We start from the raw sequence: 12494 nt of genomic DNA on the forward strand, positions 1-12494 counted from the left end.
TCACAAAGTCCCCCATCTTCAGAAGGATGACAATAAAAAAATCCCACCCCCAAGACTTCTTCAGTCTTGGGGGCGAGATTTGATCGCGGTGCCACCCCAGTTCACCGATATGTCGCCATACCGGCCTTTTCGGCTACTGCCCATGGGGCCCATACCCTAGCTCTATAACAGGAGCTCCCGTCATACCATCCCCGCCGAGGTTCCGGTATGCAGCTCAGAGTCTTGGTTCACCGAAAGCCTCCCTGCCCCTTTTCAGCTCCCGGGGCTCTCTGGCGAAGGATTCTGCCGGCTACTCTTCTCGTCATCGCATTTGTTAATTTTTACTATATTATCATCTGATGAGGAGGAAGTAAACCTATTTTTACATGATCAAGTAGGGCTCCACCATCTCTTCATACCCTGGCTTATTGCCGATCATTTCAAGCATCATCTCCCACAGCTCATCCAGCGCCCGGCTGTCGGCCGTCGTGTGGCAGCCGGAAGATCGGTACTCGTAAACATCACCCTTGATCCTGGCTTTCACCTCATATCCCCCGTAAGGCTGCATATTACAGCCCTTATCGTCCGGAAGATCCAAGCCCCCTTCAAAATCGATGCTTTCGATCTTGGCAAAAATCCTATCCCTTTCATCTTTTGTAAAAGAAAGTGGTTTTACAACGTCTTCCCGGGTAATCGTCCCGTCAAACGTACTTACCGACGGACCGTGGGAAGCGTTGATTTCAATATCAAAGTTCTTACTGTTCTCAAAAAAACCGCTCAGCCACTCATTTCCGATGAAGCCGAGCTTCTCCCCCTTCACCACCGCAAAAGCGAACAGCAGCAATAGTACAATCAGCAAACTGATCACGGGAGCATACCACCGCCTCCGGTATGGCTTATCCCGCTTTATTTTTTGGCGGACTTTCCCCTTCAGCTCGGAATTGAAATCCAGATCCTTCAGCCCCTCATCGATCATTCTCTTGATCTTCCGCTCGAGTTCCCTATCCATCATGCCGCCCCCGTTCTCCGTACAAGCGATGCAGCCTGTCCCTGCCCGTTTTCAGCCTCGTCTTGACCGTACCCGGGCTGAGCTCCAGAACCCCTGCGATCTCTTTTACCTTTAATTCCTGATAATAATGCAAAAATAATACCTCCCGATACTTGACCGGCAGTTTGAAGAGCTTTGAATGCAGCTCACTCCGTTCTTCTCCGTGAATTGTCTTCGATTCAGGATTTCCGCGTTCCTGTATGATCTCACTCAGCTTATTCGTGAAAAGGATCTTCCTGGTATCCCAGCGTTTCAGATGATCCTTGCATTGATTGATTGTAATTCGCATCAGAAATGTCTTCAGACCCGACTCACCCCTGAATGAATCCATCTTATTGTAAAACTTCACGAACACTTCCTGCGCAATATCCTCCGCAAGCCCGTGATCCTTGACATACGAGTACGCCATATATAAAACCGCCCGGCCATACCGTTCCATGGCCTCTTCAAGCAGTTCATCCCTGTTTAATTTTCCACTCGGCAATTCGTCCGCATCCAATAGATCCACCCCAGTTCTCTACACCTTTGACGACAGAGGATAGTAGTTGGTTTGATTTTTTTATAAAGAGGTTTTGACAATCTGAAGAAGTTGGGAGGAGAGTACGTGGTGACATACCCATAAAATGGAAAATTCATCACAAAACAAAATTTTTCAGCATAGAATGAAATTTTTCAGCATATATTTGATTTTGTCAGCATATATTAGTATTTTTGCGCATAAAACGGGATTAGTCAGCATAAGTTTGATTCGAATAAGTCAGTTGGGCCATGCAGGGGTTCGCAGCGGACAAACCGATTTCTTTACGAGCAGCCAACTATAAAAAATTCAATAAAAAAAGAGCTCCTACAAAAACTAAGCGCTCTTCTTCGTTCTATTAACTTCCCATCTTACGGCGGGTATTACTCGGCTTCTTCGTTTGCTGACTCTGCATGCGCTGATTCGAAGCCAGACCGTTCTTCGACTGCTTGCCGCCTGACTGGGCTTCTTTCTTCTTCGCCAGCTGCTGCTTCATCGCTTCCTGCAGGCTGATCTTTTTCTTTTCCGTCATCTTGAAACCCCCTTTTGAGGTGAAAACCTTCTATTTCTCCATTATAATACATCTTTTCAGGGAAAACAGCTTGTTTTTTGAATGCTTCCGGTTAAAAACAGCGTCATCCCGCACTCCGACGTGTCCCTTCAAGTGAAAATTTTGGATGCCAACCTCTTTTCAAGCCACTTTTCACATTTTCCGATCCACTTTCAGAATTTACGTGCCACTTTCCAAATTTACGTGCCACTTTTCAATTTTATGAACCACTTTCATCGATTTTCAAGCAACTTGTCGAAAAATCTTACGCCGCCCTCGCTGCGAGGCGTTGCTTCCAAAACGGCAGCATAAGAACGCACCACCGTCGCCGTCATCACAACCCCGCCAAACCAAAAAAAGACCAACCCCCAAAGAGGTTGGCCCCTCACTAAATCCTAGTGATATCCATTCTGCCCGTTTGCAGAACCAGATGTCTTTTGCTTAGGTTTGTGGTTTTTATTCTGCTTTGTTCCGCCGTCTTTTTTCGTTTTCTTTGTCATGCTGAATCACTCCTGTTTCATTAGATTAAAAACAAGTCGTAAAATCTGCATCCGGTCCGTGGCGGGACAAGGGACCTGTCCCCCCGTCCCGCTGCAACTCATACATCCCTGCAGCCAGAGCCAGTACCGGCAGCTAAACAAAACAATGGTTTTATGAACCATTCTTATTTTGTGCAAAAAAAGAAAAGAGCTTCCCGGTAATAACCGGAAAACTCATCAGGGATAACAGAAAAATGTCATTGCTCAGGGTGCTGAAATCATTTTCCATCCTGGCCGGTGAAATTCAGCAGCAGCCCCGCCGGATGAGGAACCTCTTCCCATCCGGCCGCTTCAAAAACCACGTTCAGGCTGCAGCCGGCATATTCCAAAGCGGCCTCCAGTAACTCCTGCGACCTTTACGCCGCTGGCTGAGGAACATCCTCATCAACCTGGATCACACCGCCTGCGTTCAGTCGTTTTCTCAGGCTCCAAGCAAAGGCAATGATAACAGCGATCGTACCAGCCGTCGCTCCTGCATAAGCAGTACCTTTCGATAACCCGAACCCGATCGGTGCATTCAGGATATACGTGAACGTGACCATCGTCATGAATACGGCCGGTACACTCGCCACCCAGTGAGGTTTTTTCTGAAGGGCAAGGTACATGGCGCCTACCCACAGTGCGATCATGGCCGTTGATTGGTTTGCCCAGGAGAAGTATCTCCATAGTAAGTTGAAATCAATCTGTGTCAGAGCGATTGAGATTGCGAATAATGGAACGGCAATCCAAAGTCGGCTTGACATTTTTACCTGCTTCACGTTGATATAATCAGCAATGATCATACGGGCGCTTCGGAAAGAAGTGTCACCTGATGTGATCGGAAGGACGATGACACCAAGGATCGCAAGTGTTCCGCCGATGGAACCAAGCATTAACATGGACACTTCGCTGACGATTGCAGCAGGTCCGCCTTCAGCTAAGATCGCACTCAGTTCACCCGGCTCGAATAAACTCATCGCTGCCGCTGCCCAGATCATCGCGATGATGGCTTCAAGGATCATCATGCCGTAGAAGATCTTGCGTCCATTCTTTTCATTTTGAGTCGTTCTTGAAATGATAGGAGACTGTGTCGCATGGAATCCTGACAGCGCCCCGCATGAAATCGTCAAGAATAATAATGGGAAGATAGCGACAGAATCAGGGTGCATATTTGTCAATGTGATTTCAGGGATATCAGCACCTGTAATCACAAGTCCTGCACCGACACCGACAGCACTGATTAGAAGCAGTGCCCCGAACAGCGGATACACGCGGCCGATGATTTTATCGACCGGAAGCAATGTTGCCAAAAGGTAATAAACGAAAATCGCGGCAATGATCACGCCCAATGAAATCCATGCCGGAGTCAAATCGGCGATCAATGCTGCAGGTGCTGTTACGAATACCGTACCTACAAGAACCAGAAGTAAAATCGAGAATCCATTCACGACGTGCTTCATTGTTTTTCCTAAAAACTTACCTGCAAGGGCAGGCAGATGAGCGCCTCCGTTGCGGATTGAAATCATACCAGTCAAGTAATCATGAACGGCCCCTGCAAAAATAGCCCCGAGGACGATCCATAAAAATGCGACCGGTCCATACAATGCCCCCATGATCGGTCCGAAGATCGGCCCGACACCGGCGATGTTCAAAAGCTGGATCATCGAATTCTTCTTCGTGTTCATCGGCACGTAATCGACGCCGTCCGCTTTTGCGTAAGCAGGTGTCGTACGTCCCTCATTTACACCAAAGAGCTTTTCGATGAATTTTCCATATGTGAAGTAACCAACGATTAATAATGCGATTGCAACAAGAAATGTGACCATGATGCTGATCCCCTTTCGTTCAAAATGAATACGCTTACATCATATCAAACAATGTCACAGTATCGTCACATTCATGTCCAACATGTCAAAAATACAGACTGACATGCGTTCCAGACTGGTTGACGTGCAGTGGGGTTTCATGCCGATAATCGCGCTGTACAGACCATTCCTCCCAGTCCTTTCTCCCTGCCTGTAACGCTCCCTTAATGGAATCTTCACACAGCCTTTTCAACTCTTTCATCCTCTCTTTATGTATGTTCATTACCCTTAAATAGAACGTTATTTGAGAGGAGAATGACAATGAATAAATTCATGAGGAACATCTGTTTATCAGCAGCCGTAATCGGTATCGGGGCAGGTGCCGTCACCCCTGCAGGAGCTCAATCAGGCAATAATCCCCAGTTGAACGACAACCAGATCCTGAACATTTCACACCGCGGGGCTTCGGGGTACGCGCCTGAACATACACTGCCTTCTTACGAACTTGGCGACCAAATGGGTGGAGACTACATAGAGCTTGATCTTCAGATGACGAAAGACGGAGAGCTTATCGCCATGCATGATGAGACACTCGACCGCACCACAAACGGCACCGGCCAGGTCAAAGATCACACTCTTGAAGAAATCAAGTCATTGGATGCCGGCTCATGGTTCAATGAAGCATATCCGGAAAAAGCGAAAGATGAATATAACGGGCTTCAGGTTCAGACGCTTCAGGAAGTGATTGAACACTTCGGTAAAAATAAGAATTATTATATCGAAACGAAATCACCGGATGTCTACCCTGGAATGGAGGAAAAGCTGCTTGAGATCTTGAAAGACTACAACCTGACAAGGCAAAATGGTCCGTCAAGCCGCGTGATCATCCAGTCATTCAGTGAGGAAAGCCTCCAAAAGGTTCACAACCTGAATGAAAATATCCCGCTTGTCCAGCTGCTTGATTACAAAGGGACAGCCACGATTACGGATGAGGAGCTTGATCACTACTCCGAGTACGCAGCCGGCCTTGGGATGAGCTACAAGAAAATCAACCAGGACTATGTACAAAAAGTCCGTGAACATGATCTCTTGATCCACCCATATACAGTCAATAACAAAGAGGATATGAAACAGCTGCTTGAATGGGGAGCAACCGGGATGTTCACGAATTATCCGGACGTACTGGAAGAAACAATGAAGGAAATGAAGCTGAATTAATTCAAAAAAGATGCGAAGCACCTCGCTTCGCATCTTTTTTTCATCACAACTCTAGCCTCTCCCGAAGCTCTTTCACATAATTCCTGCTAACCGGGATTTTCTCCTTCGCCCCGCTCACCTTCAGCTGGTAGACCCCGTTCCCCCATGGGATGAGTTCCTCTACAAATGGCAGCTGGACAAGGTAGCTCTTGTGGACACGGAAGAATGGATAGGTGGCAAGCTTTGCCTCGAGTTCCTTGATCGGAAGCCGGCACGTATATCGTTTTTTCCCCGTGCAGATATACGTTTCACGTTCTTCCCGGAATATGTAGAGGATGGCGTCCGGCTCGATGAAGATGATCTTGTCTTCATCCTGGACAGCGAGCTTCCCGTGACTTCTTGATTCCCTTTCTACGGCACTTTCACCGGCGACGGTCTTTTTCAGCCTCTCCATCGTCCGTGCGAGCTGCTCTTCATCGAAAGGCTTGAGAAGGTAGTCGACTGCTTCCACTTCAAATGCTTTCAGGGCGTAATCCGGATAGGCGGTCGCGAAAACGATCAGAGGTCTTTTCTTCATTTTCCGGAGTGCCTCGGCAAGCTCGACGCCGCTCATACCCGGCATTTCAATATCAAGGAACAAGACTTGCGGGTCATCAGTCAGCAGAAGCTCCATCGCTTTTTCAGCCGAGCTTGCTTCTCCTATCACTTCGACCCATTCGTACGTACTTAACAGATGCTTCATTTCCTCACGGCTGTATGGCTCATCATCGATGATTGCGACTTTCATCTGCTGCACTTCCTCCTTTAATTGTGAACTGAACGGCTGTTCCTTTTCCTTTATCGGATGTGATGATAAGTCCCGATTCTTCCCCATTCATCATTTCCAGTCGTTTGTTTACATTGTACAAGGCAAGGCCGGTGCCGGTTTTCGATTCCACCGGCTGAAGCAGGAGGGTCTCAAGCCGGGACTGCTCGATCCCGTCTCCGTTGTCTTCCACTTTTACCTTTATATTGCCCTTCTCCCTTGTAATGGATATGTTTAAGATAAACCCTTCTGCCTGATTCTTCATCCCGTGTTTGATCGCGTTTTCGACCAGTGGCTGCAGGGTGATCGATGGTACGACAGCCTGCATAGCATCTTCATCCAGGTCGTATTTGATCTGCAGCCGGTCGTAGAATCTCGCTTCTTCAATTGCAAGATACGCTTTCACATGCTGACATTCCTCTTTCAAAGTGGACGTGGATTTCGTGCTTCCGCTCAGGTTCTGCCTGATGAACTGTGAGAGGGAAATCAGCAGCGTCCGTGCTTTATCGGGATCGATCCTGATCAGGGATACGATGACATTGATCGCATTGAACAGGAAATGAGGACTGATCTGTGCCTGCAGTGCCTTGACCTCTGATTCCTTGGCCAGTTCTTTATGCGTATCGATCTCAGCCAGTTCAAGCTGATTGCTGAGCAGCGTCGCGATTCCCTTTGTTAGCTCCATCATGATTGGTGAGATCACTTTTTCCGAGTGAAAGTAGAATTTCAACGCCCCCACGATTTCGTCCCCTTTTAAAAGAGGGGCCATGACGGCAGCGCCGAGCGGACAGTGATCCCGGTCGCAATGGATTTCCTTTTTACCGACCTTCAACAGCTCCCCGGTTTCAATCACCCGCTTCGTTGCCTCGGTTTGGATCGGTTTGTGCTTCTGATGATGATCGGAAGCGACCCCGACATGGGCAAGGATATGGGTACGGTCAGTGATCGAGACAGCAATGGCATCGACTTCTGTCATCAGAATCGTGCACGTGGCATACGCTGAAGATCCATTCAATCCTTTCCGCATATACTTCACTGTTTTGTCTGCGAGGCGGAGTGCCTTCTGTGACTGCACCGCCCCCATCCGTTCCTCCTCATACACAACACTCTTAATGATCAGCAGGAAAATCCCGGTACCGATCCCGTTGGCAATGATCATTGGCCAGCCAATATCCGATACTAGTTCATAGGCTGCCCCATATGGTTTTGCAAAGAGAAGAATGATGGCCATCTGCATCGCTTCTGCCAGAAATCCGACCACGAATGCTTTTACAGGGGACACCAGACGGTTCTTTTTCTCACGCTTTCCTATGTATCCAGCCAGCACTCCTGCAAGGATGGTGGAAATCCCGCAGGCGAAGGCGGTGAATCCTCCAAGAAAATAGCGGTGGACCCCGGCAACCAATCCTGCACCAAGGCCGATCCAGGGGCCGCCGAGAAGACCGGCTGCCACAATCCCGATGACCCTTGAATTTGCGATGGCTTCATTCTCCTGAAGCGTCATATGCCATTTTGCATATTCATCTGCTTCTGCGTTCACAATCAACCCTGTATAAGAACCGATGATCCCAAAGAAACCAAACAATAAGATGATCAATACAGTTTGGGACTTCTTCACATGACTCCTTTGTTCAATCAGCTTTCGAAAGAAGCCGAGCCTTGTCATAACAAAGGCAATCGTAACGATGATCCCAAGCCGTTCGATCATGGCGGCTATCAGCATCACTCCGCACCCCCTTTTTCCTTCATTATACTTGACCGTTCCAGGTGCACACAAAAAAAGAAAGACCCATCAAACGTTTGTTTAATAGAATCTTCCCCTAATTAATCTTATTTATCAGCACGGTGTATCGTCTTTCTCTGTGGCAAGGGCATTGATTTCCCCGCCGATCATGATGATGATTCCAGTAAGATAGAACCAGATCATCAAGACGATGATTCCACCGATACTCCCGTAAGTGGCCGAATAGTTGCCGAAATTGCTGACGTAAAAGGAAAATGCCAGCGAAACGAGCACCCAGCCGACTGCAGCGAAGATGGCACCGGGGATGGCACTCAAGCACCTGATTTTCTTACTTGGTGCGAAATAATACAATCCGACAAACACAATGAACAGGATAAGCGGCGAAATCGCCCAGCGAATGCCGTTCCAAATCGTCAGGAATTGATCGGAAAAGCCAAATTGAGAAAATAAGAAGAGACCGATCTGCTTTCCAAAGACCGGAAGCAGAAGTGCAACCACAAACACAACGACCATCCCGAGTGTCAGGACAATCGACATCAGGCGGGTAACGATGAACGATCTCGTTTCCTCGACATCATAGGCGCGGTTCAGACTTTTCACGATCGCGTTCATTCCATTGGAGGCAGACCATATCGTCGCGATGATGGAAATCGAGAGCAGGCCCGTATTCTTATTGTTCATGACATCACTCAAATTCTCCTCGATCATCGACATCGTCTCACCCGGCGCAAAATCCCTGATCACGCCAAGGATGTCCGCCTGATCCACAGGCAGATACGGCAGCAGCGTAAAGACGAAAATCAGCAATGGAAACAGTGATAACAAGAAATAGTAGGCGATCTGCGCCGCCAGTCCTGCTATATCATTTGCACTTATTTGCTTGAATAATGTTTTTGAGTCTTTCTTCCAACCTTTGCGGGTCGTTCCCACAGACATCCTCTCACCTCTTTCAGTAATCCTCCGGTGTTCCTCCTCAGTAGCCTTTGAAAGATGAAGCAACAGGCTGACTGCCTTCTTCACCCGCGTTAATTTCATTAGAAGGATGATCGGAGAACGTCTCTTTATAAGCTTCCGTAGAATCTTCGAACGTTTCTTTCGTCTCCTCGATCATCTCTTTCACTTGAGGGGTCATCTCTTTGATTTCATTCACTTTTTCTGAAATGAACTGAATATCCCTGCTCACCTGATCGGCAGTCGTACGCATCTTTTCATAAATATCCTTGGATGTATCCGCAAGCATCTTCGGATTCTTCGAATACCTGGAAATGGCAGACCCACTGTTTTTAAGCGTTGTGCCCATTTCCCTGCGTGTCGTTTTATCCAGAAGCGACAACAGTCCCCCTGCGGCGGCCCCCAGCATGACTCCTTTAAAAAACTTGCTATTTCCCATTTCATGATCCTCCTATATTCTATTTTCATGTCGGCTGCAGCCGCAGCCTTTTACTATTGTTTTCTCTAAATAGGGTCAGAGTTCCTTCAAAGTCCGGTTTTCCGGTATAGTTTTCCCCAACCTTACATGCTTAACTACTAATTCCCCAATTCCTAATAGTGTAAAACATTCAGGTAAAAAAAATCCTTCTTTCGACACTCTCTAACTCAATGCCATGTTGACAGAGCACCGGAATCATGGAAAGATGAATACTAATAAAAGGTAAGATAGAAAGGACGAACAGTTATGGATTTATCACAAAACACGGCAGAAAATATCGAATACATGGTCACCGCCATCAAGGATAAACTCAACGTCGTAAACGCAGGCGCCATCAAGCCTGAACATTTCAACCAGGAAATGTACGAAGACCTTCACGATCTTTACCTGATGGTCGAAAAGAAAGACCGCTTCAGCCCGAGTGAAATGACAGCCATCATCGAAGAGCTTGGTGCATTGAGGAAATAATGAAAGGCCCGTCCCGCACTGCGTTGATGCGTTATCGCAGTGCGGGACGGGCTTTTATATGCCGGGATAGCCATGGGAACGGGTGCCAGTCTCTAGAGGATTAGGCATCGGACTTGTGGCTCACGGCGTGCCTGCCTGGTTGTTCGATTGTTCTTTAGAATGATTCTTATAAGATCATAAATCCGTAAATCGGCGCGTATTTTTTGTCGAATGGATCATAAATCTTGAATTTGGATCATAAATTTTCAGAATGGATCATATTTTCCCGAGTCACAGCATAACAGGACTCCCAGAAGGATCACAGACCCCTTATAACATTGAAATTCCTCTTAAATCGTTCAAAAATTAAAAAATGAAACAAAAATAATCTCAAAACGGCTTGCAAACCACAAATATAAAGCATTTTTCCTCCCACTGCGGAACATCAATCCACGATAAACTGCACGTATCACCATTCAAAACCTCACAAAATAAGAGACACCCCATCAAGGATGTCCCTTTTACCACTATCATTATTATTTAGACAGCAAAGCCAGCGACTCACGGTTAAATGCCGGAATATCATCCGGTGTCCTGCTTGTGACAAGCTGGTTTCCGCAAACGACGACTTCTTTGTCTTCGTATGTGGCACCTGCATACTCCATGTCGACTTTGATTGAATGGAAGCCTGTTGCGTGTCTGCCTTCAAGCGCCTTCGCGGTGATAAGAAGCTGCGGGCCGTGGCAGATGGCAAAGACCGGTTTCTTTTCATCCATGAAGTGCTTCGTGAACTTCACGAAACGCTCATCCGCTCGTAGCTGGTCAGGGGAGAATCCGCCCGGCAGCAAGAGTGCGTCAAAGTCTTCAGGTTTAACATTATCGATGCTTTCATCGATGGAGACCGTCGCGTCCCCCTGCTTTCCTTTCACGGACTTGCCTTTTTCCTTTTCGATCGTGATGACTTCGTGACCTGCTTCTTTCAATGCTTTTTCAGGATCTGTAAATTCAACGTCTTCAAACATATCTGTAAGTAAGCATGCAACTTTAGCCATAAAATAAAACACTCCTATTTGTTAGTTTGTTTATTTGCTCACATAATAAATGTACCCGTTCAATCAAAATTAAAACGTGTCAATCGGTTTGGTCCATTGAAAATTGGGAGAAAATTGTATTTCGCTGTTTCTTGTATACTTCCTTACCGGTGATATCATTAATGATCGCGATATTGCGGTCTACTGAAAGTCCCAGATTGGTCGCACCTGCACCGTGTGAATGCTCTAGATTCGTCAGCGTATAAAAATGGTGACTGCGGTCCTCGTCCTTGAAGACGAGTTTATAATCGCGGGACACTTTGAACCTCTTTTCATCCTCCCAGACGATTTTGTCCCCTAAAGCTTCATCAAACCAGGACGGTATATTCGGGACATAACCGGTTGCCAATATGACTTTCCCGGACATATACGAAAAATCCCTCTCCTCCTGCCACTGCCTGCATTCCAGGACATAGTGATCCTCTTCCTGCAGGATCTTCTGGACCTCGGTCAAGGGCTGGATCACAATATCCGGGGCATTCTCGCTGACAGAATGGTGGTAAAGGATGTTATAAATATTATTCAGCGTATCCATATCAATCCCGTTCCTGAGCTGGTCCAGTGTCTTTAAAGCTTCGAGCCTCTTTTCAAAGGACAGTCCGTGGAAATAATCCACATAATCAGGGGCGAAGAACTCCTGGCCGAGCTTTGATGACTCGAGCTGCAGGATCCCCTCCGACCTCGTCAACCAGGTCAGCTTGTACGGATGATTGGGCTGTTCTTTTAATAAATCGTGAAATACCTCCGCCGCACTCTGACCGGAGCCGATGATCGTGATTGAAGGGCTTTCCAAGGTGGATGCCTTATGGAACAGATAGCTGCTCGTATGGTGGACATCCTCAGGCGGAAGCCCCTCCATACCATCCAGGATGAGCGGCTTGCTCCCGGTCCCCATTACCACGTGCCTCGCCTTGTACACTTCGCGTTCGTCAGTCTGCCCGTTCCTGACTTCTACTTCAAAATAAGCGCCAGTATCCTTCACACCGGTGACCTCGCTGTGAAATTGACAATGCGGCAGCTGTTTTACGACCCAGCTTGCATAGTCATTATATTCCTGCCGGGGCATTTCAAATTTATGAAAAAAGAAAAACTTGTACAGCCGGTTATGAGTATGTAAATAATTCAGGTAGCTGTACCTGCTCTGCGGATTCGCAAACGTAACCAGATCGGCAATGAACGGTACCTGCAGATCGGTCAGGTCGATCAGCATGCCGGGGTGCCACTGAAATTCAGGGGTCTTGTCAAAAAATCTCACCTTCAAATCCGTCTTCTCATCCATCAGTGCGGCCAGGCTCAGATTATACGGCCCGATCCCTATGCCGATACAGTCATACATCTCTTCTCTTTCCAACGCATTTACCTCC

The 12494-nt window shown here is 47.3% G+C and carries 13 protein-coding genes and 1 other annotated feature; of the genes, 3 read left to right on the forward strand and 10 right to left on the reverse strand.

Features of this window, described 5'->3' with window-relative positions:
• Positions 1 to 65 precede the first annotated feature (65 nt).
• Positions 66 to 314 (reverse strand) — a binding site (T-box leader).
• A gap of 47 nt (positions 315 to 361) precedes the next feature.
• The 3 genes from ACKA06_RS00850 to ACKA06_RS00860 form a co-directional block, all read right to left on the reverse strand.
• Positions 362 to 988, reverse strand: coding sequence for a hypothetical protein (locus ACKA06_RS00850; RefSeq protein ID WP_197670085.1), 627 nt, complete (start codon positions 986 to 988; stop codon positions 362 to 364).
• On the reverse strand, positions 981 to 1535 hold the full coding sequence (locus ACKA06_RS00855) for a sigma-70 family RNA polymerase sigma factor (RefSeq protein WP_198258729.1): 555 nt from the start codon (positions 1533 to 1535) through the stop codon (positions 981 to 983). The genes ACKA06_RS00850 and ACKA06_RS00855 overlap by 8 nt, the downstream gene beginning before the upstream one ends.
• A 367-nt stretch (positions 1536 to 1902) precedes the next feature.
• Complete coding sequence (locus tag ACKA06_RS00860; RefSeq protein WP_169792813.1) at positions 1903 to 2076, reverse strand: hypothetical protein; 174 nt, start codon at positions 2074 to 2076, stop codon at positions 1903 to 1905.
• 751 nt (positions 2077 to 2827) lie between these two features.
• On the opposite strand from ACKA06_RS00860, the gene ACKA06_RS00865 reads away from it, so the two are divergent.
• On the forward strand, positions 2828 to 2977 hold the full coding sequence (locus ACKA06_RS00865) for a hypothetical protein (protein ID WP_197670083.1): 150 nt from the start codon (positions 2828 to 2830) through the stop codon (positions 2975 to 2977).
• A gap of 12 nt (positions 2978 to 2989) precedes the next feature.
• On the opposite strand, the gene ACKA06_RS00870 is transcribed toward ACKA06_RS00865, so the two are convergent.
• On the reverse strand, positions 2990 to 4438 hold the full coding sequence (locus ACKA06_RS00870) for a carbon starvation CstA family protein (RefSeq protein WP_197670082.1): 1449 nt from the start codon (positions 4436 to 4438) through the stop codon (positions 2990 to 2992).
• Between the two features lie 300 nt (positions 4439 to 4738).
• On the opposite strand from ACKA06_RS00870, the gene ACKA06_RS00875 reads away from it, so the two are divergent.
• Positions 4739 to 5635 (forward strand): glycerophosphodiester phosphodiesterase, encoded by an 897-nt coding sequence (locus ACKA06_RS00875; protein ID WP_411158845.1) that lies wholly within the window; start codon positions 4739 to 4741, stop codon positions 5633 to 5635.
• Positions 5636 to 5678: 43 nt separating this feature from the next.
• On the opposite strand, the gene ACKA06_RS00880 is transcribed toward ACKA06_RS00875, so the two are convergent.
• The 4 genes from ACKA06_RS00880 to ACKA06_RS00895 form a co-directional block, all read right to left on the reverse strand.
• A complete protein-coding gene (locus tag ACKA06_RS00880) occupies positions 5679 to 6401 on the reverse strand; it encodes a LytR/AlgR family response regulator transcription factor (protein ID WP_411158846.1) in 723 nt (240 codons plus the stop codon).
• Positions 6379 to 8142, reverse strand: coding sequence for a LytS/YhcK type 5TM receptor domain-containing protein (locus ACKA06_RS00885; RefSeq protein ID WP_411158952.1), 1764 nt, complete (start codon positions 8140 to 8142; stop codon positions 6379 to 6381). Before ACKA06_RS00885 ends, ACKA06_RS00880 begins: the two co-directional genes overlap by 23 nt.
• Positions 8143 to 8256: 114 nt before the next feature.
• Positions 8257 to 9099, reverse strand: coding sequence for a YihY/virulence factor BrkB family protein (locus tag ACKA06_RS00890; RefSeq protein ID WP_197670078.1), 843 nt, complete (start codon positions 9097 to 9099; stop codon positions 8257 to 8259).
• 37 nt (positions 9100 to 9136) lie between these two features.
• Complete coding sequence (locus ACKA06_RS00895; RefSeq protein WP_058298959.1) at positions 9137 to 9553, reverse strand: hypothetical protein; 417 nt, start codon at positions 9551 to 9553, stop codon at positions 9137 to 9139.
• A 285-nt stretch (positions 9554 to 9838) separates the two neighbouring features.
• Here ACKA06_RS00895 and ACKA06_RS00900 point away from each other — a divergent pair, with 285 nt between their 5' ends.
• Positions 9839 to 10060 (forward strand): DUF1128 domain-containing protein, encoded by a 222-nt coding sequence (locus ACKA06_RS00900; RefSeq protein ID WP_032085642.1) that lies wholly within the window; start codon positions 9839 to 9841, stop codon positions 10058 to 10060.
• 515 nt (positions 10061 to 10575) lie between these two features.
• On the opposite strand, the gene ACKA06_RS00905 is transcribed toward ACKA06_RS00900, so the two are convergent.
• Positions 10576 to 11091, reverse strand: a complete 516-nt coding sequence (locus ACKA06_RS00905) for a type 1 glutamine amidotransferase domain-containing protein (protein ID WP_032085641.1) — start codon at positions 11089 to 11091, stop codon at positions 10576 to 10578.
• Between the two features lie 79 nt (positions 11092 to 11170).
• Positions 11171 to 12466, reverse strand: a complete 1296-nt coding sequence (locus tag ACKA06_RS00910; RefSeq protein ID WP_411158953.1) for a lysine N(6)-hydroxylase/L-ornithine N(5)-oxygenase family protein — start codon at positions 12464 to 12466, stop codon at positions 11171 to 11173.
• Between the last annotated feature and the right edge of the window lie 28 nt (positions 12467 to 12494).

It is taken from the genome of Rossellomorea oryzaecorticis (genome assembly GCF_045897515.1).
GTDB classification, from domain to species: Bacteria; Bacillota; Bacilli; order Bacillales; family Bacillaceae_B; genus Rossellomorea; species Rossellomorea enclensis.